Origin of the sequence: Mesorhizobium sp., from assembly GCF_024509055.1 — a bacterium.
In the GTDB taxonomy this organism is placed as follows: domain Bacteria; phylum Pseudomonadota; class Alphaproteobacteria; order Rhizobiales; family Rhizobiaceae; genus Mesorhizobium.
In genome coordinates, this window is sequence record NZ_JANINM010000553.1 from 29671 (window position 1) to 52606 (window position 22936).

18 protein-coding genes are annotated in these 22936 nt (G+C 64.3%); 10 read left to right on the forward strand and 8 right to left on the reverse strand.

What is annotated here, in order from left to right; all coding sequences use genetic code 11:
- Positions 1 to 177 precede the first annotated feature (177 nt).
- Positions 178 to 921 carry a hypothetical protein gene (locus Q0L57_RS33455; RefSeq protein ID WP_296747441.1) on the forward strand — a complete coding sequence of 248 codons (744 nt, stop codon included), beginning with the start codon at positions 178 to 180 and terminating at the stop codon, positions 919 to 921.
- Positions 922 to 957: 36 nt separating this feature from the next.
- Here the strand turns inward: Q0L57_RS33455 and Q0L57_RS33460 are convergent, their stop codons facing one another.
- From Q0L57_RS33460 to Q0L57_RS33470, 3 genes are read right to left on the reverse strand one after another with little or no spacing between them, the layout of a single operon-like run.
- On the reverse strand, positions 958 to 2463 hold the full coding sequence (locus Q0L57_RS33460) for a hypothetical protein (RefSeq protein ID WP_296747443.1): 1506 nt from the start codon (positions 2461 to 2463) through the stop codon (positions 958 to 960).
- 51 nt (positions 2464 to 2514) lie between these two features.
- Complete coding sequence (locus Q0L57_RS33465; RefSeq protein ID WP_296747445.1) at positions 2515 to 3672, reverse strand: cellulase family glycosylhydrolase; 1158 nt, start codon at positions 3670 to 3672, stop codon at positions 2515 to 2517.
- Entirely contained in the window at positions 3645 to 5810 is a 2166-nt protein-coding gene (locus Q0L57_RS33470) for a GumC family protein (RefSeq protein WP_296747447.1), read from the reverse strand. Before Q0L57_RS33470 ends, Q0L57_RS33465 begins: the two co-directional genes overlap by 28 nt.
- 241 nt (positions 5811 to 6051) lie before the next feature.
- Between Q0L57_RS33470 and Q0L57_RS33475 the strand changes: the two genes are divergently transcribed.
- Entirely contained in the window at positions 6052 to 7461 is a 1410-nt protein-coding gene (locus Q0L57_RS33475) for a lipopolysaccharide biosynthesis protein (protein WP_296747449.1), read from the forward strand.
- Entirely contained in the window at positions 7458 to 8552 is a 1095-nt protein-coding gene (locus Q0L57_RS33480; protein WP_296747451.1) for a glycosyltransferase family 4 protein, read from the forward strand. Before Q0L57_RS33475 ends, Q0L57_RS33480 begins: the two co-directional genes overlap by 4 nt.
- A 302-nt stretch (positions 8553 to 8854) precedes the next feature.
- Here Q0L57_RS33480 and Q0L57_RS34340 read toward each other — a convergent pair whose 3' ends face one another.
- Positions 8855 to 8944: an MYXO-CTERM sorting domain-containing protein gene (locus Q0L57_RS34340; RefSeq protein WP_366940975.1), complete on the reverse strand. Its 90-nt coding sequence runs from the start codon at positions 8942 to 8944 to the stop codon at positions 8855 to 8857.
- A gap of 1345 nt (positions 8945 to 10289) precedes the next feature.
- Here Q0L57_RS34340 and Q0L57_RS33490 point away from each other — a divergent pair.
- The gene (locus Q0L57_RS33490) at positions 10290 to 11447 is read left to right on the forward strand and encodes a GNAT family N-acetyltransferase (RefSeq protein ID WP_296747455.1); all 1158 of its coding nucleotides are present in this window, start codon (positions 10290 to 10292) and stop codon (positions 11445 to 11447) included.
- A gap of 50 nt (positions 11448 to 11497) precedes the next feature.
- Here the strand turns inward: Q0L57_RS33490 and Q0L57_RS33495 are convergent, their stop codons facing one another.
- Both Q0L57_RS33495 and Q0L57_RS33500 read right to left on the reverse strand, forming a co-directional pair.
- Complete coding sequence (locus Q0L57_RS33495) at positions 11498 to 12724, reverse strand: NAD(P)/FAD-dependent oxidoreductase (RefSeq protein WP_296747457.1); 1227 nt, start codon at positions 12722 to 12724, stop codon at positions 11498 to 11500.
- On the reverse strand, positions 12721 to 13683 hold the full coding sequence (locus Q0L57_RS33500) for a WecB/TagA/CpsF family glycosyltransferase (RefSeq protein WP_296747459.1): 963 nt from the start codon (positions 13681 to 13683) through the stop codon (positions 12721 to 12723). The genes Q0L57_RS33495 and Q0L57_RS33500 overlap by 4 nt, the downstream gene beginning before the upstream one ends.
- A gap of 377 nt (positions 13684 to 14060) precedes the next feature.
- On the opposite strand from Q0L57_RS33500, the gene Q0L57_RS33505 reads away from it, so the two are divergent.
- Positions 14061 to 15512: a DHA2 family efflux MFS transporter permease subunit gene (locus Q0L57_RS33505; protein ID WP_296747461.1), complete on the forward strand. Its 1452-nt coding sequence runs from the start codon at positions 14061 to 14063 to the stop codon at positions 15510 to 15512.
- Positions 15513 to 15530: 18 nt separating this feature from the next.
- On the opposite strand, the gene Q0L57_RS33510 is transcribed toward Q0L57_RS33505, so the two are convergent.
- A complete protein-coding gene (locus Q0L57_RS33510) occupies positions 15531 to 16523 on the reverse strand; it encodes a dihydrodipicolinate synthase family protein (protein WP_296747463.1) in 993 nt (330 codons plus the stop codon).
- Positions 16524 to 16698: 175 nt separating this feature from the next.
- Here Q0L57_RS33510 and dctP point away from each other — a divergent pair, with 175 nt between their 5' ends.
- From dctP to Q0L57_RS33535, 5 genes are all read left to right on the forward strand, one after another.
- Positions 16699 to 17724 (forward strand): TRAP transporter substrate-binding protein DctP, encoded by a 1026-nt coding sequence (gene dctP, locus Q0L57_RS33515; protein ID WP_296747465.1) that lies wholly within the window; start codon positions 16699 to 16701, stop codon positions 17722 to 17724.
- A gap of 51 nt (positions 17725 to 17775) precedes the next feature.
- Positions 17776 to 18213, forward strand: coding sequence for a TRAP transporter small permease subunit (locus Q0L57_RS33520; RefSeq protein WP_296747467.1), 438 nt, complete (start codon positions 17776 to 17778; stop codon positions 18211 to 18213).
- 9 nt (positions 18214 to 18222) lie between these two features.
- Positions 18223 to 19530, forward strand: a complete 1308-nt coding sequence (locus Q0L57_RS33525) for a TRAP transporter large permease (protein WP_296747469.1) — start codon at positions 18223 to 18225, stop codon at positions 19528 to 19530.
- 25 nt (positions 19531 to 19555) lie between these two features.
- A complete protein-coding gene (gene aldA / locus Q0L57_RS33530; protein WP_296747471.1) occupies positions 19556 to 21025 on the forward strand; it encodes an aldehyde dehydrogenase in 1470 nt (489 codons plus the stop codon).
- 90 nt (positions 21026 to 21115) lie between these two features.
- Positions 21116 to 22153, forward strand: a complete 1038-nt coding sequence (locus tag Q0L57_RS33535) for a hypothetical protein (RefSeq protein ID WP_296747473.1) — start codon at positions 21116 to 21118, stop codon at positions 22151 to 22153.
- Positions 22154 to 22186: 33 nt separating this feature from the next.
- Here the strand turns inward: Q0L57_RS33535 and Q0L57_RS33540 are convergent, their stop codons facing one another.
- On the reverse strand, positions 22187 to 22888 hold the full coding sequence (locus Q0L57_RS33540) for a GntR family transcriptional regulator (RefSeq protein ID WP_296747474.1): 702 nt from the start codon (positions 22886 to 22888) through the stop codon (positions 22187 to 22189).
- Positions 22889 to 22936 lie beyond the last annotated feature (48 nt).

Consider the following 22936-nt stretch of genomic DNA (forward strand, 5'->3'; position numbering starts at 1 on the left):
ACATCTTGGTCGGGACTGTCAGTATTACCGAGTTCTACAATGGCAATGCTTGGTCCTCTACCTCCCGACCTTCAGTGTCGACCTATTAGGGACGATGATTGGGAAGGCGTAGCCGACTGCCTGTACCGGGGATTCCCCCAGCGTCGGCGCAGCTACTGGATGCGGGCGCTGACCCGCATGTCACAACGCCCGGCCATCGGTGATTACCCGCGCTACGGCATGGCCCTTGAAAATTCAGGCCGGATCGTCGGCGTCATCCTCACCCTCTATGCCGGCTACAAGGGGCAGCAGGACGAAGAGGTTCGCTGCAATCTTTCGAGCTGGTCCGTCGACGCAGAATTTCGACCCTACGCCATGAAATTGATCATGCCGGTCCTTCGGCAAAAGAACGTGACCTTCGTCAACATCTCGCCGGCGCCGACGACGCTGAATGCGAACAAGGCAATGGGCTTTCGCCCGTTTTCCAATGGGCAGGTCGCTTTTCTGCCGGCGATCCACCCGACGAGGCCTAGCCGAGTGCTCGACGTCCGCACCGATCCGGCCGAAATGGCGATGCTGTCCGAAAGGGACAGGTACATCCTGTCAGAACATTCGGCGCTGGGCTGCCTGTCGCTGATCTGCGTGAGCGACGGTCAGGCCTTTCCCTTCGTGCTGATGCCGCGCCGGATCATGCACGGCCTCGTGCCTTGCTGCCAGGTGGTCTACTGCCATTCCCTCGCGGAGCTGACCCAGTGGGCCGGCGCGCTCGGGCGCCTGCTGCTGAGAAGCGGTATACTGCTCTGCGTCGTCGACGCCATGGAGCCGGTCCCGGGCCTGCGCGGCCACTACTTCCCCAGGAAAGGGCTGAAATACTTCAAGGGCCCGAAACCGCCCGCGGCCGGGGACCTCACATTCACCGAGCTGGTGCTTTTCGGCCCCTGAGCGAAATGACGTCTGTGAGGAGCAGTCGGGCTGCTCTCAAACCCTCGCCGCCGCCGCTTCCCGCCAGCGCGTTCCGAGCGTGATGCCGACAAGCAGCAGGCAGAAACCCAGCGCCAGCGGCGAATAGAATGCCTCTTCCTGCAGCACCGCATTGGCCGAGATAGTGACGACACCGACGAAAGCGAACAGAAAATCGGGATCGCCGGTTTCGATCAGTTGCCGGCGCGCCGTCACGGCAAGCGCGGCCAGGAAGCCGAAGAAGACGAGGCTGCCAACGCCCATCTGGTAGAGCATGACGCCGACCGCGCTCTCGACCGGAACGGAGGCGATACCCTCGGCTTGCGCATTTGCCCAGCTGAGATTGACGCTCGTGCTCGACAGGTTGCCGCCGAGGCCCAGCCCCTGGCCAAGCGGATCGGTCAGGAAATCGCGTAGGCCGGCATAAAGGCCGAGCACATGGTAGTCGCCATGGGTCGCGCCATAGGCGATCGCGGCGCTCGTCCAGATGAAAGCCAGCGCCAGGGCGATCAGCACGGTGAAGCCGCCGCGTGAGGGTGCGTATATGAGGCGCACGGCGATCGCCACGAGCAGCATGAAGGTGGCACCCTTGGAGCCGATGACGAGCAGCAGCGGCAGGGCGGCGACCGGCAGCAGCCACCGACCCCTGAAGAGGAGCCAGGCCGATATGATGCTCAGCGCGTAGGCATAGCTGATCGGATGAAAATTCGGGCCGCCGATGCGGAAGACGCTCGGCAAGATGTCGTTGAAGAACGGCGTGTTGAAGAAGGTCGTCGTCATGACGTCCTGAAGCCCGCGGAAGACGAAACCCGTCTCCTTCAGCGCCTGCTCCCAAACACCTGTCTCCACCTGCCGCGATATGCTGCGCTCGATGTAGAGGTCGCCATGGAAGAGGCCGAGGAAGTCCATCGTGAAAATGAGCTCCACATAGCCGTAGACGATCGCGCCGGCGCCGAGCCAGAGCATGCTCTTGCGCAGGTCGACGGGATACAGGCTGGCGGCAAGGACCGCGACGTGAAAGCAGGCGAGCGGCGTGATCGTATTGCGGAAATAGACGACGGCGTCCTTGGGGCCGCCATGCACGACGCCAAGGGCGAAATAGAAACAAACCGTCCCGCACAGCACCATGCTCAGCAGCAACCAGGGCCGCAATTCGGTGAGCGCGCGCACGCGGTATTGGAACGACGCCGCCAGGAAGATGCAGAACGCCGTCATCAGGATGATGAAGTTCGTGCCGCGAAGTGCGTCGAACGTGTCGTTGTCGGGAATGTAGGGCGTGTACCAGGCGACAACGAGGTTCTGGTAGAGGAAGGCGCAGATGATCAGCACGGGAACGCCAGACGGCATGGCGTTCGCGACGATCAGCGTCAGCACGAAGGTCGCGGCGATCCCGAACGGCGTCCACACCGCAAAGGCGGATACCGAGAGCGCGACCACAATGAAGGCCACGCCGACATGCAGCAGTGCCTCCGGCACGCCTCGGCTGGGCAGTCCGACATGCGGATATGCCTGCGTGACGCTCATCGCTGGTCGGCTCCGGTCATTCCATGCAATCCGTCGTCCATGTCCGTCCGCTCAGTCACCCAGGAGGGAGGCAATCATCGAGCCGTCGAATCCCTCGGAGCTCTGCCTGCTCTTGATGAAGCCGAAACCCTGGTCGAGCTCCCAATAGGTCCATGCCACGCGGTTGGTCTCCGCCGCCATCCGCACGGCGCGAACCCAGGCCGCGCGGCTTTCGGCATCGACGCAGAAATTGAGCACGCCGAATTCATTCAGCATGACCGGGCAGCCATGGGTCGCGGACCAGCGCGCAAGCCCGGCAAAGTCGTCGCCGATCCGCGTCGCCGTCCAGGGCTCCGACAATTCGTCCTCCACAAGCTTGGCCGCCTGCTCGTCGTTCGCCTCGCGGAGCTTGGAGAGAAGCTGGCGGACCTGCGCCATGTCCTTGGTCGCAGGAAAGGGGAGGTTCGAGATTCGCGCGACCGGCGAGGCATCCCAGGTCTCGCATTGATGGGTGAACGCCATCGGCGCGTAGTAGTGGACGGCGGCAATCTGGTTGTCGTCGGCCAAAGGCGGCGTGTCGGCGATTTCCCAGATGCCCTGGAACCGGGCCGGCCCCCAGACCAGCGTGTGGCGCGGGCATTTGGCTCGCAGGCTTGCCGCGATCTTTTCCCGCAACGCCAGCCATTCAGCTCGCTCCATGGGCGGCTCGTTCAGCAGTTCCGGATAGACCTGGCCCGCCGGCAGATCGGCGATCACCACGCGCAGCGCCGTCCAGGCCTGAAGCACTCGCTCGGCAGCAGCCTTGGCGTCGCTGCGAAACGCCGCGACGAGCTCGCCCGAGGGATGCATGTCGACAAGAACGGAGAAGCCCGACCCGACGAGGTCCCTGACCCCGTTCTGGATGCGGCGAAGCGTAGCCGGGTTCCCGCTGGAAATGAGATCGCCGTTGACCGGCAGCCGGATCGTTTCGAATCCCGACTGGCGAAGCTTGTCGAGCGTGGCCGCGGCGGGCGCAGGCCCATCGTCGCGGTCGAGCCATCCCGGCAGGTTGAAGCCGCGCGACGGCACGCGGATGCCGGCCGTCGCCAGCGCCGCCGACCTTGGCAGGGGGGAAACCGCGAGGAGCGCTCCGGCGGCGAGCGCAAGCGCATGTCGCCGCGAGACCCATAGCGGCGATGTCATCGGTCCGGCGCCTTCGCCGCTTATCTTTGAGCGGAGCTGCGGCGCCATTCGCCGACCTCTTGCGGAACATCGCGGATCGTCTCGCCACCGGCCGGTCGCGCGCTGTCCGGCGCGATGACGAGGGTGGCGCTGCGGCCGATCTGGTCGGCGCCGAAACGTTGCGCCAGCAACGCGGCCGCCTCCGAAGCCTGCTCGGAAGGGCCGAGCGCCAGGAGCGCGAGATCGGCTTTGCCGAAAAGTTCTGGGTTCCAGCCGTTTTCGTTGAGCGAAGGCGCGATCACCAGAACGAAATCGAATGCGCTTCCGGCATTGGCCAGGATGCCGCGGAAGGAGTTGCGGTCAGGGACCTCGGAGCCGTTCTCGGTCACGGAGCTGCAGACGACGGTCTGCAGGCCGGTCGCGCCGTCGATGAACAGTCCGGCTCCGTTCGCTGTCGAATCGGACAGATGATCGCCAATTTCCACCACCAGCACATTCTGATCGGCCCGTTGCATGCCGATGCCCACCATCGCACCGGCGATCCGCGCCTCGAAGCTGCTGCGGATCGAGGAAACGACGATGACGAAAGGTTTGTCGTGGTCGCTCAGGTGCAGGATCATTTGGCGCATGATCTTGAGGACACCGAGCGAGAGCGTTTCATTTCCGGTCTGGAACAGAAGCTTCCTGATCGCCCTGATGTTGGAATAGGCCGTGCCGCCGGCGACGCCTGGCAGGCGGTATTCGCCGAAATTGGCCGGCATGGGCAACGGCCGCGGGGCGACGGGCGTGCTGTCCTTCCGCTCCGCGACAGGTGCAGGCGCGACGTCCGCCGGAGCTTCAGGTTCGTCGTCCGGACGCCGGACCGGCCCAAGCGCCAGCGCCAGGCCGCAACCGGCGAGAAGACCGAGGACGGCGCTGACCGGCAGGAGCAGGGCCGGCTTCGGCCAGGTTGGCTGTACCGGCGGCGAGGCCGCGCCGATCTTGCGCGCCTCGGAAGTTTGCGCGCCCTGCATTTGTGATGTCTCCTGGGCGCGCTTGAGAAAATCGTCGAGCACGGCACGTGCGGCCTGCGCCTTGGATTCGAGCTGCCGCAGCTGCACCTGGGCGATGTTCGAGTTCGTCGACTGCTGGCGCAGGGCCTCCAGCTTGTCCTGCAGCTTACCGACATTCTGCACGGAGAGGTCGTAGTTGGCCTTCAGCTGCTGCCTTATGCGGTCCGCCTCGGCGGCCATGAGCTTCTTCAAGCGGTCCAGTTCGGACTGCAGCCGCCCGATGGTCGGGTGGCGGGGTCCGTACATCATCTGGAGGCTGGCGAGCTCGGTGGCGCGCTGGTTGTAGTCGTCACGCAGCTTGATGGCCGAGGTCGAGGTGAGGATGTCCGCGAGCTGGGACAACCCGGCCGGCGAGTTGCCCGCCGCCAGCGCCTGGTTGTACCTGTCCTTGGCCTGGTCGGCGTCGCCCTGGGCGGCGATCAACTGCGTCGTCAGCTGATCGACCTGCGACTGCAGCGTGCCGCCATCCGTCGAATTCAGGATGTTGTGCTTCGATTTGAAATCCTCGACCGACCGCTCGGCGTCGCTGACGTCCTTCTGCAGGCCGGAGATCCTGTCCGTGAGCAGCGAGTTCACATCGCTGTTGGCGGTTTCGCGTTCTCCCACCAGGCTTGCGCGGTACTGGTCGACGATCGCGTTGGCGATGCGCGCCGCCTTTTCCGGCGACGGCGAGGAGAAGCTAACATTGATGACATAAGTGAGCCCCTCGCGCTCCACCGTCACCTTGCTCTGAAAGCGCTTGAAGGCGGTGTCTTGCGAGGCGGTCGCGCCGGCGCCGAACACCGACAGAAGACGCGACATCAGGCCGACGCCGGCAAAATCCGGATCGTTTTCAAGCCCCTGGCCTTTGAAGACGGAGCCCAGTAGGTCTGGCGACTGGATGACGAAGACCTGGCTGGCGATCGCGGCGCTATCGGAGCCGATCCCGGGCAGAACGTTGTTGAAGTTGGTCGCGCGCGTATCGCGCGGATCGATCAGTATCGAGGCGGTCGCCGTGTAGCTCGGCTTGGTCACCGCGATGTAGGCGAACGCCAGCAGCAAGGTAGCGCCGGCGATGGCGGCAACCATCACGCGACGCGCCCACAGGATCGCCCAGACGGCTCCTATGTTGAACAACGGCGCGAGAGTGGGCTCGTCGATTCTGGCTGGCCTCATCATCTTCCTCGTGCTGAGCCGTGGCCTCGCGACCTCACTCGTCTCCACATTATTAAGGATTATCGTTAGCCATCCGTTAAGGTCGCGCTGTGACGATAGGGGCAGCGCAAGCCGCGCCGGTAACCATGCCCGGCGTTCGCGCTGGCGCGAATGCGGGGTTTTGCTCTATTCAGGGCCGGGTTTTGAGCGGCGGCGTGCGGGCCAGGGGACAGGTCACAGCCGGTCGTCTCAGGAGGCGAAGGTGGACGACGACACAGGTAACCGCGAAGCTGGCTTGGCCGGGCGGGCCAAACCTGCGATCGACATGCGCATGTCGGTCTCGGCGCTTGCCAGGAGCGGCGCCGTGGCCGGCGTCATCAAGCTTGCCAGCGCGGGCCTTTCCTTCCTGATGTTCGTGGCGGTGGCCATGGTCATGGATGAAAGGCAGTTCGGCCTCTACAGCGCCACCTATGCGGGCGCCAGCCTGGTTTCCTTCTTTGCCTCTGTCGGGCAGCAGAGCACGGTGCTCAGGTTCTGGCCGCAATATGCCGGACTGGGCGATCTCGCGTCGGCTCACGGGCTGATGGCCCGCGCCATTCGCGTGGCGCTGGCCGGCCTGGCGGCAACCAGCCTGCTCATAGTCGTGGTGGGATTCCTGCCGTTTATCGGCAGGGACACGCCGGAATGGTTCGATCTGTGCGTTGCGGCGGCGGTGCTGTCGTTCTCGCTCGGCTGGTCGGAATTCACTTCGGGTGCTTTCCGGGCCAAGAACGCGCTCATATCCGGCCTGCTGCCGCGCGACATCATCTGGCGCGCGGCCACCATTGCCGGCGTCCTTGCCCTGCATCTTTCGCACGTCAAGATCGGCGCCGTGGCGGCGACGTATCTGACGGCGCTGCTCCTCTTGCTCGCGGTCGTTCCGCAGTCCGTGCGTCTCATGCGCGACACGGCGCGCGCCGATCGCGGTCCGCTGACGGAAGGGCAAAAGCGGGAGTTCAAGACCGTGACGCTCGGCCTGTGGGGGGTCACCTCGCTGCCGCCTGCGCTCGGCCAGGTCAGCACCCTGCTGGTTGCGCTGATCCTGGGACCCGAGGCCGCGGGCGCAATTTTCGTGGCGGACCGCACCACGCGTTTCGTGACGCTGGCGCTCAACGGCATCAACCAGGCGCTGGCGCCGCAGATATCGGCTGCCTTCTACAGCGGCGACAAGGCCCATGTTCAGCGCATCACCAGTCTCGCCGCGCTTGGTGGCTCGGCCATTGCGCTCTGCGTGCTGGCGGCATTCTGGATCTTCGGTGACTTCATTCTGTCCATCTTCAATCCGGACTACGCGACGCCGACCATGCGGGCGACGCTCGTCATCTTCGGCATCGGGGCGGCATTCGGCACCGCCTGTGGCCCGGTCGAAGTCCTGATGCAGTTGACCGGCCTCCAGCATGCCTTGTTCAAGGTTCTCGTCGTCACCAACGTCGTGGGGCTCTGCGTGACGGCTGTAACGACCTACTACCTCGGCCCGATAGGCGCGGCGCTCAGCATCGCCGGAACGGTCATTGCGTGGACTGCCATCGCGGTGGCGACCGCGCGGAGAAGAATTGGCATAAATCCCTCCGTGCTCGGCCTCCCGCTCGACAGGATCGCGCTCCTTCCCCGGGCGCTGGGGGGCCGGACGTGAAAATCGTCCAGGTCCAGACGCAGGCGGAGGCCGCTGGCGCGCAACGCATTTCCGACATGGTGGGCGAAGGACTGAGGGCGCGCGGCCACGACGTGCGCACAGTCTTCATGTACCGCAAGACGGACGCCTATGATCGCGACGCCCATGCGGATTTCGTCCTCAGCGGCCGCCCGAAGGGACTGCCCGGGCAGATCTGGGCAACCGTCGGCCTCGTGAAGTATCTTCGCAAGGCCAAGCCGGATGCCGTCATCACTTACCAGCACTATGGCAACATCTTCGGCACGCTCGGCGCCAGGCTCGCCGGCGTCAGGCACATCATCGCCAATCAGAGCGGAGCTCCGCACACGAGCGGCGTCATGGGCCTTCTATCCCGGATCGACAAACTGATGGGCATGATCGGCCTCTACCAGGCCAACGTTGTCAATTCCGGCTGGACCGAAACGCAGTTCGACCGCTACCCGCGGGCCTATCGGCGTCGCATGCACCGCATCGATCACGGCGTTCCGGCACCCGACAGGGAATTCGACAAGGCCGCGGCGCGCGCTTCCTTCGGCTTGCCGCAGAACGCTTGGCTCGCGGTCTCGTCCGGGCGGCTCACGCGCTTCAAGAACCAGATTGCGCTTGTCGGCGCTATGGAATTCCTGCCGGACATCCACGTGGCGCTCGCCGGAGTGGGACCGGAGCAGGACGCGCTTGTGGCCTTTGCCGAAAGCCGTGGCATGGCTGACCGCCTGCATCTGGTCGGCGAGGTTCCGCCGGCTCGCATCTTCGAGTTCCTCGCCACCGGCGACAGCTACGCATTTCCATCCACCAACGAGACCTTTGGAATGGCTTGCGTCGAAGCGGCGGCCTCGGGTCTGCCCATCGTCGCGAACGACCTTGCGGTAATGCGCGAAGTGCTGACCGCCGATGACGGCGAGCCGGCGGCGCTGTTCGTCCATGCGGACGCCACGGGCATGGCCAGGGGGCTTGCCGATATGATTGCCGGGCCGGAACTGAGGGAAAGGCTCTCGGCGGCTGGGCGCCGCCTCGGGGAGAAGTATTCGCCTGCCAGGATGTGCGCGGCTTACGAGGCGCTACTGACGTCCTGACCGTTTCCGTACCGCCGCTATGCCGTCGATCACCTCAAGTCGACCCGACCGGTTGAGCGTGTGGATTTGCGGATAGGGCCAGTCGCCGTCGGTCGCGATCGGCCGGGGTTCGGAGATACGCACGATGTTCTGGTTGAGCTCCAGCAGTTCGGAAAGGCCCAGTCCGCCGCCGTAGCCCAGCGTGCCGTCCTGCACCGGGAGGAGGACGCGGCCCTTACCGTCATACGCGAAAGCGCCGCCCGGTCGGGCCATGCGGCGGTCGATCAGGATCGGGTTCATGCGATGCGCCCGCCACGGACCAGTCAACTCCGGCGCGTGGAAGACCACCAGAGTATCGGAAGTGCTGCCATGGCCGTCGCGATCGGTGGCGAACAGCCAGAGCATCCCGTCATGCTCCAGCAGCGTCGCGTCGGAAATCTCGCCCTCGATCAGCACCGCCTCCGCGGACCAGCGATCCGGGAAGGCCGTGGCGCGGTAGAGCGTCAGCCTGCCGCTGGCGCTTGCCTCCGGCAGCATCCAGATCGCGCCGTCGCGCTCGAAGACTTGCGGATAGGAGAGGTGATGCGGCTCCTCCAGCACGACACGCGGCTCTTCCGGATTGCCCTCTGCGTCGAACGGGATCAGGGAAATGACGGCCTTGCCGGTGGCGTGAGGATAATCCTCGACGAACAGGAACGAGCGGTCCCGCCATTGGAAGGCAAAAGGATCGGCATAGAAGTGGTCGCCGGGGTCTGGAAGCACCGACCAGCCGTTTCCGAGGGCTCCGGTCGCGGCAACGCCCGCCGCGTCGATGAATCGGTAGCCGACCCGCCAGTGCGCGTGGCGGAAGCGGGCGCGCCGCATCGCCTCACGGCCGAGCCTGGGCAGCGCGCGCCCGAGATAGGCTGAGGCGAATTGCAGCGTGCCGGCGCGTCCAGTCAACTCGGCTGCGTGTTTCGTCGCCGCCAGCCGGCCTTGGGCAAACGCCTGGACAACCGAAAGGACCAGCGTGACCGCGCGGGCGAGAACGTCCTCGGTGCCGAGCGCGGCCGATTCCCGTTTGTCCACCATCGGCTGTGCCGAACCCACGGTCTCTCCGCCGAGGATGGCCTCGATCCGTGGCAGCCGCCCGGCCGCAACCGCCGTCGCCGCCGCCAGATCCGATGCGGAGCCGTCGAATAGCACCCCGATGGTCGGAACGTCGGAGGCACCGGCGCCGCCGGCCAGGTCGACCCGCAGCGCGACCGGCTGGCCGCCGGGCCGCGCGGGGATTTCCGGCAGCGCGGTGCTCAGTCGCGGCCCGTGGCGGCGAAAGAGGCGCTGCTCGAATGCGAAGGCGGCGGTTGTCGCGGGCGGCCAGGGAGCGGCTCCGGACTGATGCCGGACCGCGACGTCGTGCCCCTCGGCCTGAAGGCGTTCAATGGCGACTTTCTGCCAGTATCGGGGTGCCGACTGCGGAACGATGACCTCGATAGCCAGCATGTCATTTCCGCCCGCGGTGCATCCAGGCCTGGTTTCAGAGGGGCAAACTTGATGGAAAAAGCTTACCTTGCGGTTACGCAGCTCCCGCTCTGCCTGTTTTTTAGGCAGAACCCTTCAATGACGGCGTCGCGGAGCCAGCGCAAAACTATAATCGGCCTGTGCACCTTAGATTAGCACTTTCCGTATATACCAAGACTTGAACAATGCTCGCGAGCGATCTTGACGGGAAACCCAAGACGTCGTCGATAGGCCCGCTGTCCTGCCGGTTCGGATCACATGTTTGAGGTCACTGTCGAAGAGTCGTTCGATTTCCGCTCGCGGGAATATGCCGAGCTGTTTGACCGCTCCGCGGCGACCGCTTTCCAGCATCCGATATGGCTCGCTCTTCTTTACGAGAAAATCGTCGGCCGCAGCGCCGCCACGCCGTTCGTCATCGTCGTGCGCCATCAGGCGAACGGCAGGCTGGCAATGGTGCTGCCGCTTGTCAGACGTCGATATATGCGGCTGAAGGTGGTGGAATTCGCCGACATGTTGGTTTCGGACTACGTGTCCCCTGTCACCGACGAGCAGACCTTTTCGAACATACTGGCCGACGGCCGTACGGTGGCCGCCATCCGCAAGCGCCTCAAACCTTATGATCTGCTGCGCATCGGCAAGCTCGGGGATGGGTCGCTGCCGCTCGAGCGCCTGCTTGGCATAGGCAAGCGCGACAGCATGGGGATGAGCGCCTATTCCAGCAAGCTGGAAGCGACGTTTGAAAGTTGGCGGGAGCATCAGCTCGACCGCTCCTACCGCAAGGAACTCGACAAGAAAGCCCGCCAGCTCGGGCGCATGGGGGAAGCGCGTTTCGAATGCGCCGATAACCCCGTCGCCATCCGTACGACCTTCGATGCGCTGAAACTCTATCGCGGCAAGCGTTTCGATGGGAGCGATGGTCCGGCCGATCTGCTGCAGCAAGCATCCTACTTCGACTTCTATCTGGCCGTGGCGACGGAAGGATGTGGCGGGTTCGCGCGCACCTACGCCTTCTGGATGAATGGAAGGCCGATCGCCGCCGCGCTGGGTCTCGCGCACCGTGGCTCGCTGCTGGTCATTCTCGGCGGTTTCGATGAAGCGGGTTACCGCAAGCAGTCGATCGGCAGCCTGACCTTCGAGCAAGTCGCCCGCGACTGCATCGAACGCAAGGACCACTCGCTGGACTTCACGATTGGCGACGAGCCCTACAAGCTTATTTTCGGCGGGCGGCCCACGCCGATGTGGCAGATATTCAGGGCCGGCAGCCCGCTGGGCTATGCGGCGCACCTGACGGTGGAAAAACTGCCGGCGGCCAAGGCTCTGGCGCGCCGGATTTTCCGAAGCGCGCACGGAAAACCAACCAAGTCGACCGCGGCGATCGCATCGACCGAGCCGACGGACGAGCCGGCCGGATCCTGAGCGTTCCTTCAAGATAGAGCGGCCCGTCGTCCCGCCAGCGAAGAACCGGACTAGGTGGCCGGCTCGGCCCTCGGCTTCCCAATGCCGCGCAACGTGGCCGCGAAGGCGGGGCTGACCTTGTTGATCTCATGCAGGATGCGGCGGCGGCTGAAATGAATCTGTCGCCGCGCGCGCCATTGCAGGTCGGTGTCTATGGTCAGGCTGCGCCGGAAACTCGCCAGATTGAGCCCGTGCCGGTCCATCGCCTCCTTGACCGTGTCGTCGTAGAATTGAGCGATCTTTGCGGCTGCCATGCCGGGGGACGCCATCCACTGCGGCACATGCACCGTGCACAGGCGCTCGATATCCGTGAGCAGCCGGCTGACGCCCGTGCCGGCGGCGGGACACGAGGTCTGGTAGGCGTCGCCGATCAGCGCGACTCCATCCCGCTTGCAATTCTCGGCCACCGTTATGTCGGTGAGCCAGTTCTCGACGCGGTCGATCACTTCGAAGTCGCCGAATGCCTTGACGAGCCCGGGCAGCGTTTCAACGAGCGTTTCCTTGGGCCGCTCGCGCATCGCCTTGACCCATGGATCGCGATGCTCGCGGAAAACGAAGAGATTGGCGCGCGTGACGTCTGCCGCGGGGAACAGGTTGAGGTAGTCGATGCCGTCGGAAACCCGCCCGCCATAATAGGTCAGGGCCGGGTGCCTGAAAGCTTCGCTCCCCTGTGGGCGAAGGTTGAAGCCGAAGGTCAAGGACTGACGCTGGTGGACGAATTTGCGCTCGATGCCGAGATCGCGCTTCAGTATGTCGCCCATCCCGGTGGCAAGCACGAGAAGCCGAGCGGTCACCTCGCTTTGTCCGACGATGGATACACGCTGGCGTTCGGGGCCGGCCTCGACGCCGCTCACCCGACCGGCGACGAAGCGCACGGTCTTGGGCAGTTGCGCGCGCATGGCCCCGACGAGGTCGTCGTAGAAGATGCCGTAGTGGCGCGCGTGCGTGCGGTCGAGGACGCGCCCCCTGCGCACGTTGACGATCTCGTCGAACGCCACTGCCGCCTTCTCGAGCGCTTCGAGAAGGCCAAGCCGCCGCAGCTTTTCGATCTGGTCGCCGGCGATCTTCTCGACACGGAACTCCCGTGGAAAGACAGGGTAACGGTCGATCAGCGTGACCTGGTAGCCTGCCCGCCCGAGCACGATCGCGGCGATCGTGCCGGAGAGCCCGCCGCCGACGATGGCGATTTCCGTGTCGGTTCCTGCAGGCAGCGGGCGCGGCGGGTTTTCGGCCGTCATTTCGAATACCTCAGGATGGCGTAGAAGGCTCGGGGATTGGTGGTGAAATAGCGCCAGAAAAGCCGGCGCGGCTCCATCAGCATGCGCCACGCCCACTCGAACCCGGCCTTCTGGACCCAGAGCGGGGCGCGACGGACCTTGCCGGCGAGATGGTCGAAAAGACCGCCTGCCGTCTTGATCACGCCGACATTGGGGAGGCGCGAGGCAAAGTCGCGCACGAAGATCTGCTCGCGCGGAACGCCAAGGCCCAGCCACAATATGTCCGGTGCTAGCGCGTTGATTTCGTCGAGCTTCCGGGCGAGCGCGTCGCCGGAAAGGTATCCATGACAATGTCCCACGACGCTCAAGCCCGGGTAGCGCCGCTTGATCGCGTCGAGAGCCTTGCCGTTCTCGGTCTCCGTCGATCCCAGCAGATAGAAGGTCACGTCCTTCTGTTCGGCCATTTCCGCCACGTCGTGGAAGAGGTCGGTGGTGGCCACGCGCTCGGGAAGTTGTGTGCTGCACAGCAGGCGCGAGGCCAGGACAAGGGGCTGGCCGTCAGCGAATATCTGGTCAGCGTCGCGAAACAGCGCCGCGATCTCCGGATTTGCCCGTGCCTGTGCAATGACCTCGCCATTGGCGGAAGTGAAGTAATAGGGCCGGCTGCCCGGGCGGTGTTCTCGCGCCGCCGCGATCATCAGGCTGGCGGCGCTCTGCCGGTCGATCACGGTGATTGGCAACCCGCCGATCTGCACGGCTGGGAACGCGGGCAGGTCCTCCGCATGAGGAATCGCCTCGCGTTGCGTCACGACTGTCACGCCCGCATCTCCCGACACTCGTAGCTGCCGGCTGGAATGCTCAAGACTCTCATGTGGTGCGGTCGCTATTCTTTGATTGGCAAATGGCGGGCGTGTACCGTCACCATTGGTAGTCTTTTCTTCTTGGGAATCTCTTTGAGAACTCTCTAAAACTGTCCGCATTGGAGAAGTCGCCCCCGCTCTCCGTTATCCAATCACCCCCTTGCCCGCGCAGTATAAGCAAAAGAGGATAAATGTTAAGTTGAGCCTTAATAGGTAGTTAATATGTAAAATTTGAATAAAATTCGCGCGCTTCGCCGGGAGTTTATTTGAGGACTTCTGGAGACGTTTCCGCGTCGGGTGCAGCTCCCGCCTGGGCAAGGGTCCTGATCGGATCCTTGACGCCTGCCCGGGCAGTAGGCTCGCGGTCAACTATTGGTGACCTCGATCCCCTCGGAATTGACCTCGGCTTCCTTTTCGTCGGAGCATTTCGGCGTAAAACGCGTTATCGGAATCCACGGGCCGGGAGCGCGACCGCTCGGCCGAACGCAACCGCCTGAATGACAGAATTGGCCAAAGCATTGGAACCGCCGCAATTTGCGACCGAGCGCGATCCGAGGCTGAGGCTGATCATCCCTATCACCGTCGCGGTCGCCTTTCTGATGGAGCAGCTCGACTCCACCATAATCACCACCGCTATCCCGGCCATCGCGCAAAGCCTGGACACGACGCCGGTCCGGCTCAACCTCGCGATCACTACCTACATCCTGACGCTCGCCGTCTTCATTCCCGTCAGCGGCTGGTTTGCCGACAGGTTCGGCGCGCGCAGGATATTCGCTCTGGCGCTCTTCACCTTCACGCTCGGCTCCGCGCTGTGCGGAATAGCGGACAACATCGGCATGCTGCTGGCGATGCGCGCGCTGCAGGGCCTGGGCGGCGCCATGATGACGCCGGTGGGGCGGCTGATCCTGTTGCGCAGCTTTCCGCGCAGCGGGCTGATCACCGCCATGACCTACACGACCTTCCCGGCCATCATCGGCCCGGTCATCGGGCCATTGCTGGGCGGCCTGCTGACCACCTATGCGTCCTGGCGCTGGATATTCTATGTCAACGTGCCTTTCGGCTTGCTTGGCATTTTCGCTGCGCTGCGCTTCGTCGACGATTTCCGCGGCGAGGCCCTGCAACGCTTCGACTTTGCCGGTTTTCTCATGGTCGGAGGCGGTGCCGCGCTGCTGCAGTTCGGGTTGGAGAACATCGGCCGGCCGACGATTTCGACGCTGGCGACGGTGCTGGTGCTTGTCGCCGCCGTCCTGCTGCTCCTGGCTTTCGGGCGCTACGCGCGCCGCGTTGCCGCGCCGGCCGTCGACCTGACGCTCTTTCGATTTCGTTCCTTCTGGATCGGCACGCTCGCAGGCGGCCTCTGCCGCGTCGGCTTGAACGGCGTGCCCTTCCTCCTGCCACTGATGCTGCAGCTCGGCTTTGGCATGAGCCCGGTCGCCTCCGGTTCGCTGACATTCGTCGGCAGCTTCGGCGCCCTGCTGATGCGGCCGTTGCTGTCGCCTGTCCTGCGCCGTTTCGGCTTCAAGGTCGTGCTGACGGGCAGCGCGCTCCTCGGTTCGGCCGCCGTGGCGGGCTTCGCGCTGATGCGCGCCGACACGCCGCATTGGCTGATCGGGCTTTACATCTTCCTGTTCGGTATCGTCCGTTCCGCCCAGTTTATGACGTCCAACACTCTGTCTTACGCCGATCTGCCGGCGGAGAAGCTCAGCCGCGCCACCAGCCTTGGCGGCGTCCTGCAGCAGCTCAGCGTTTCACTCGGCGTTTCGATTGCCGCCATGGTGCTGGGCCTGGTGTCCGGGCAGGTCCATACCCCAACGCCGCAACAATTCCATTGGGTGTTCCTGCTGACGGCGATCGTGCCGCTGCTTCCCATTCCCGGGTTCCTGTTGCTGCATCCCGACGATGGCGCGCAGGTCAGCGGTCACAGGCGGGCAGTGGCTTCTCCCAAGTGATGGTACATCAAAACGCCATCAGGCCCGTCGCATGGCCACGACCTTCTGCTCGGCCGCGGGCACATTCGAACCGAAGCTGCGCCATGCGGGAGGAAGGCTTGCCTCCCAGCGCATGAAGTCCCGCAGCATCCAGCCGCGCTCAGGCATCGGCACTTCCGACATCGGCGGCAGCACGCGGTTCCAGCCTGGCTCGTCATTGACCGAGGCAAGCACTGCTTTCACCGAGGCAGGGAAGGGACGTCGCGACAGGATGAGATCGCCGGAAATCAAGGCGGGCACCAGCTTGCGGCGATCGAAAGCCGTCGGCGCGTCGAACATTGCCCGCATCAGCCGCGGCATCGCGTTGCCGAGGCCGCATATGGTGCCGCGCGCTCCCGCTGCCAGGGCCTGCGGCAGGTGGGTCTCCGAGCCGGTATAGATGGAAAGGTGGGCGAAGCGGCGGATCAGCGCTTCGGTGAAATCGAGATCGCCGCCGCTGTCCTTCACGCCGCTGATGATGCCCGGATAGGCTTCGTCCAGGCGCCGGATGACGCGCGGCGTCAGCGGAACGCCGCAAATATCCGGGAAATGATAGAGGCAAAGCTTCAGGTCGTTCCGTCCGATGCGGTCGATCACGGTCGCGTAGAAGCGGAAGGTGCCTTCCTCGGTAATGCCGCCCCGGTAAACGCAGGGCGGCATCAGCAGCAGGCTGTCGACCTTGCGATCGGTGGCATGATGCGCCAGCCGCACGATGTCGGGAACGGACAGTGCGCCGACCGAGACGATGAGCTGGGCCGGCGCGATGCCGCCTGCGATCGCGCCATCCAGCCCCTCCATCCGGTCCTCGGTAGAGAATTCCGTGCCTTCGCCGGTGGTTCCGAAAAGCGCGACGCCGTCGCAGCCTGCGCCGAGCAGCATGGAGATATGCCGGACCAGCATGCCGATGTCGGGGTGGAGATCCGCGGTCAACGGCGTCGCCGCCGCAACCATCAGGCAATCGGTCCTCGGCAGGGCAGGCACTTGGGTCTTCATGTCTGCGTTCACTCGCGATCTCGGGAGCAGGCAGGCTCCATCGATCAAACAAATGATGATTGATTGCCTATTGTCAACATTCAGCTTGACGATTTGTGGCGACGGTGAAAACATCCTCACGTCAGGTCGCGCGCCGCCCGAACGGCCAACAGCGACGCAGGAGGAGGGGAAGAACATGAACAAGCAGAAGTCGTCATTTCTCGATCGAGCCGTCGGCCGCCGGACCGTGATTGCCGGCGCCCTGGGCGTCCTGGCGGCGCCCTTCGTCTCGCGTCTCGCCTTCGCGGCAGGCAAGGTCATCCGCGCTTCGACGCCCGGCCCCGACACCGAGTGGCAGTCGAAGGCGCTGCAAGCCTTCAAGGCCGAGCTCGACAAGTCCATGCCCGGCGCCTTTGATGTGCAGTTGCACTATAACGGCACGCTGTTCGCCCAGGGCTCGGAGATCGAGGCCATGCAGCGCGGAAATCTGGAAGTGGCGCTGACCTCGCCTTCGGACATTGCCGAACTGATCCCGGAATATTCGATCTTCACCACCGGTTATCTGTTCCGCGACGCCAAGCATCTAGATGCGGTCTATGACGGCGACGTCGGCAAGGAATTCAAGGAAAAGGTCGCCGGCGACCTCAACCTGCAGATCGTCAAGAGCCAGTATCTCGGCACCCGCCACGTCATCCTGCGCACGCCGCGCACCGTCAACGTGCCGGCCGACCTCAAGGGTGTGAAGCTCCGCATGCCTGGCTCGGCCGCTTGGCAATTCCTCGGCAACGCGCTTGGCGCCAGCGCCACGCCGCTGGCCTTCGAGGAAGTCTATCTTGCCATGCAGACAGGCACGATCGACGGCCTGGAAAACCCGCTGCCGGACGCCATAGCGTCGAAATTCTACGAAGTGTCGAAGCAGATCGTGCTGACCGGCCATCAGGTCGCGAATGTCTTCTTCACCATGCCGAAGAAGTTCTGGGACGGTCTCAGCGACGACGAAAAGAAGGCGGTTCTCGCGGCCGAGGACGCGGCCAAGAAGGTGAACGACGATGGTGTGATCGCCACCGAGAATGACGGCAAGGCCTTCTTCGAGAAGCACGGCAACACGGTGACGACCCCGGACGTGGCGGCGTTCCGAAAACACGTGCTGGATGCTTTCGTCAATTCCGATTTCTCGAAGAACTGGCCGAAGGGCATGCTTGATCGCATTGGCGCGGCCTAAGTCAGAGCAATGCAGAACTTCGCAGTTCTCTGGAGGCGATTTGCGGAGTCGGTGAGCGTCGTGGCCTTTGCCGTGATGTTCGCCGGCTTCGTGATCGGCATCGGCGCCCGCTACATTTTCAATTCCCCGATCTCATGGACGAACGAGCTCTGCGTCATCGGCTATGTCTGGATCGTCTTCTGGACCAGCGACATCCTGCTCAAGGAGCGGCAGCATATCGTTTTCGACGTCATCTACGGCTGGTTTCCGCCGGGGGCACGTCGCGTCGTCGCGATCTTCATCAGCTTGTCGCTGGCGCTGGTCTTCCTGGCGGCGATTCCGGGGACCTACGATTATATTTCCTTCCTCGGCCGCCGCCGGTCGATGCTTTTGCATGTGCCCATGCAACTGGTCTTCGGCTGCTTTCTCATCTTCGTCGTCGCGGTCGTCGTCAATGCCGTACGCCGGCTCTGGCAGCTTTTTCGGCCAGGCTGGGAACAGCATCTCTAGGAAAAGCATATGTCTTTCGCCGCAGAAGTGATGTTCGTCCTCTTCTTCGTCTGGACGTTCATCGGAATGCCGCTCGGCTACGCCATGCTCGCTTCGGGCATCGTCTATTTTCTGATCACCGGCAACGATATCGGGCTGGTGGCGAGCCAGAGCCTCAACGGCATCTACGGCAATTTCGTCATGCTGGCCGTTCCGCTATTCATCTTCTCGGCGGAGCTGATGAACGCCGGCGAGATGACCGACAAGATGTTCGGTTTCGCCAGCCTGCTGGTCGGCCGGTTCCGAGGCGGGTTGGCCCATGTCAACATCATCGCCAGCGTCATCTTCGCGGGCATGAGCGGCAGCGCGCTGGCCGACGCCGCCGGACCGGGCAAGATCTCGATCGACATGATGATCAAGGCCGGCTACCGGCCAGGCTTTGCGGGCGCATTGACGTCGACATCGGCCATCCTCGGCCCGATCATTCCACCCTCGATTCCGATGGTCCTCTACGGCGTCGTCACCAACACCTCGATCGGCTACCTCTTCCTGGGAGGCGTGCTGCCCGGCCTGTTCCTCGCGGCGGTGATGATGGGGGTCGTGGCGATCCAGGCGCGGCTGCAGAATTTCCCGACGCAACCCAAGCCGACGCGCAGCGAAGCCATATCCGTGGTGCGCGACGCCGGCCCCACGCTGCTGCTCCCCGTCATCCTGTTGGGCGGTATCTATTCGGGCGCGGTGACGCCGACCGAAGCGGCTGCGGTAGCAGCTTTCGTGGCCTTGATGCTGGCGCTGTTCTGGTATCGCACCATGACGCCGCGCAAGCTGTTCGAGGTGCTGCGGGAATCCTCCAAGTCGACGGCGATCGTCGCCATCACGATCGCCGGCGCGGTGGTGATGAACTACATCGTGGCGGCCGAGCAACTACCCGAGCTCCTCGGCGCATGGATCGCGTCGCTCGACATGGGCCCGACCATGTTCATGTTCGCGGTGACCTTGCTGTTCATCGTGCTCGGCGCGCTGTTCGATACGCTGCTCCTGTTGCTGATCGTCATACCGATCCTGATGCCCACCGTTCGCGAGCTTGGCATCGATCCGGTCTATTTCGGCGTCGTCTCGACGGTGAACATGATGATCGGCCTCATCCATCCGCCGATGGGGCAGGTGCTGTATCTGGTCTCGGGCATAACCGGCATCAAGGTCGGCGTCATCCTGCGGGAGATCTGGATCCTGCTCGGCATGATGATCGTGGCGCTCTTCGTCCTCGTCTTCGTTCCCCACATCACCCTCTGGCTGCCCGAGATGGCGGGCTACGTGCCGGAAGGAGTGTTCCGTTGATGTTTCCCAAGTTCAGGATTTTTACATGCCGGCCATGAAGGAGCTCGTTAAGGGCACAGACCGCTATCGCCATTACATCAACGGCGAGTGGGTCGATTCCACCGTCAAGGAATGGATCGACGTCGAGAATCCGGCGACGCAGGCGGTCATCGCCTCCGTGCCGAAGGGCGGCGAGGACGACGCCGACCGCGCGCTCGTCGCAGCCCGCGCCGCCCAGCCGGCGTGGGAGGCATTGCCGCCCGCGACGCGCGGACAATTGCTGAAGGATCTGGCGCGGTTGATCCTCGAAAATCGCGAGCGCCTCGCGCGCCTCGTCGTCGCCGAGCAGGGCAAGCCGATCCAGGAGGCGCGCGGCGAGATCGAAGGCGCGGCGCTCTATCTGACCTACGCCGCCGAGGAGGCCCGTCGCATCACCGGCGACATCATTCCATCCGACATGCCGGACGAGCAGATCTGGATCCAGCGCGTCGCCCATGGCGTGGTCATCGGTCTGACTGCCTGGAACTATCCGGCGGCGCTGATGTGCCGCAAGATGGGACCGGCGCTGCTTGCCGGAAACACCATCGTCATCAAGTCGCATGAGGGCACGCCGATCTCGGCGCTGGAGATCGCGCAACTCTCCTCCCAGCTAGACTTTCCGCCGGGCGTCATCAACGTGGTCAGCGGCACGGGCGAGGGGATTGGCGCGGCGCTAGTGCGGCACCCCATCCCGCGCCTGATAACGCTCACCGGTTCGGTGCGCGCCGGCAAGGAGATCTTCCGTGCCGCGGCCGACGACCTGAAGCTGCTACGGCTCGAGCTCGGCGGCAAGGCGCCGTTCGTCGTGGCCGAGGATGCCGATATCGGCGCCGCGGTCCGCGCGGCGGTGCTTTCGCGCTTCGAGAATTGCGGCCAGATCTGCATCTGCAACGAACGCATGTACGTGCACCGGCGCGTCGCCGACGAATTCCTCGAAAAGTTCACCCGCGCGGTGAAGGCTCTGAAGGTCGGCGATCCCACGACGATGGTCGATGTCGGGCCCAAATTCAGCAGCATGGAGCTGGACAAGGTCGAGCGCATGGTCGACGCGGCGCGCGGTGCTGGCGCGCAGGTTCTGACCGGTGGGCGCCGGTTGACCGAGGGCGAGTTTGCGCGCGGACACTGGTACGAGCCGACGGTGATGACCGTCGCCGACAACCAGATGCGCATCATGCAGGACGAGGTCTTCGGACCCGTCGTGCCGGTGATGACCGTTGGCGATTTCGACGAGGGCCTGCGGCTTGCCAATGAATCGAACTATGGTCTGTCGGCTTACGTCTTCACCAAGGACATGCGCCGGGTGATGCGGCTCGTGCGCGAGCTGAAATTCGGCGAGATCTACGTCAACCGTCCAGGCGGCGACGCGGTGCATGCCCATCATGCCGGCATCCGCGACAGCGGCATCGGCGGCGAGGACGGCAAGTATGGGCTCGACGCCTACTTCCAGAAGAAGACCGTCTACATCAATTACGCCTGATTTCCGTGGGGTCGACGCGGTTCCGTCGGCAAGGCATTGCGCCTTGGCCGGCGGAACCGTACTTCTGGCCGCAACGGCGCGGGCGGTGCGATGAATTTTGCCGATCAATTGCAGCGGTTCGGGCTGCTTCTGCCGCAAGGCCGCCCGACCGTCGTGCTTGCCGGGACGGCGGGCGAGATAGGTCGGCTCTATCCGACAGTGGACGCCGCGCTCAGGCTGCGTCCCGAGCATCGGCTGGTGCTGGCCGCACCATCTGGCGAAGTTGGCGGTCTGCGCAGGCGCTTCCCGCACGAGGTGGTGCTGCCTCTCCCGCATTCGGCTGCCGGTCGATACTGGCTGCTGCGCCTGCAGGCCGTTCTGGTCATCGATCCAGCCGGCTCTGTCGGACCGGGGGCGCAAGGTTTTCCCGGAGCCAGCCCGCCAGCGACGCCCGAGGCGTTGGCGACGATGCTGCCGCCGTTCGATTCGCCGAAACGTCAGGCTCCCGCCCGCGCGTTCCTTGTCGATCTGCTGGGCGGGCGGCGGACCGCTTCGCTGACCGGCCTCAAGGCAAGGCTCCGCGATCCACGAACGATCATTTGCCTCGGCAATGGACCCTCTTCGGAGGATCCAGGGCTGGCGGACCATCGCGACGCCGTGCTGTTTCGCGTCAACTGGAACTGGCGCGGGCGGGGCTGGCTGGACAAGCCGGACGTGGTCTTCACCGCCGATCCCGACCTTCCGCCCTTCGGGCAACGGCCTGTCATCGTGTTTCCGACAGCGGCTGCGGGCCGGCCGATCCTGACACGCCACGCCATGGCGATGCGCCCGCCATCGTCCGGGTACGTCTTTCTCGATGAATTCGACCCGGCTCTGGCCGATCTTTCCGGGCCGATGATCCCGACCAATGGCGCGCTGATGATCGCGGTTGCGGCCGCGCTCAAGCCCGATCGCATCGTGATCGCAGGGATGGACCTCTACCGGCATCCGGAAGGCCGCTATCCTGGCGATGCCTCGGCGCAGGATGGTTACTCGCGCGAGCACAGCGCCGAAATCGATCTGGGCCTGATCCGCGCGGCGCTCGATGGCTTTGCCGGAGAAACGGTCATCCTCAGCGACAATCTGCGCGCAGCGCTGGCGGCGCGGTGATCGGCTGAAAATGGAGGGAGAGGGTGCCTGGCCTCAGGATGCCGCTTCGCGAACGCGTTTGACGCCACTGCCCTGTTTCAGCAACTTCGCAAGAAGCTTCACTTCGGCCTCGTTGTGATTGCGCGCCAGCTTTTCGGCGCGGTCGGCGTCGCCGGCGATCACGGCTTCGATCAGCGCCTTGTGCTCGGCGATGAGTTCTTCATAGTCGTTGGGCAGGAAGCCCGACTGGACCATGTGAAAGCGCACCTGCTGGACGATGAAACGATGCTGCTCGGCCAGGCGCCGGTGTCTTGCGAGCTCGATGATCGCCGTATGCAGGTCGAAATCGATGCCGGTGGCGTCCTGGAAGCGCCCTTCGCGAATAGCGTGCAGGAGATCGTCGGCGAGGCCGCGCAGGCGCTTGCCGTCCTCGTCGGTGACGTTGGCGGCGGCAAGGCGTGCGCCCAACCCTTCCAGCGCGCCGCGCAGCGTGTAGATTTCCCAGGCGTCGACCGTCGAGGTACCGGAAACCTCCCAGCGCGTGAAGGCGACCTGCTGGACCAGCCCTTCATTCGCCAATTGCGCGAGCGCCGAACGCACCGTGCCGCGGCTGACTTCAAGTTCCTCGGAAAGCTGGGTCTCCAGCAGACGTTCGCCGGCCGGAAGCACGCCCTCCAGTATATGCGAGCGTATCTGGTCCGCGGCTCTGCGATCCAGCAGCCGCTTCTCCGACTTGAGACTTGTAAGCTTTGTCATCAACCGACTCATGGCCACGGATGCAATCTACATATTCCGGCGCTCATG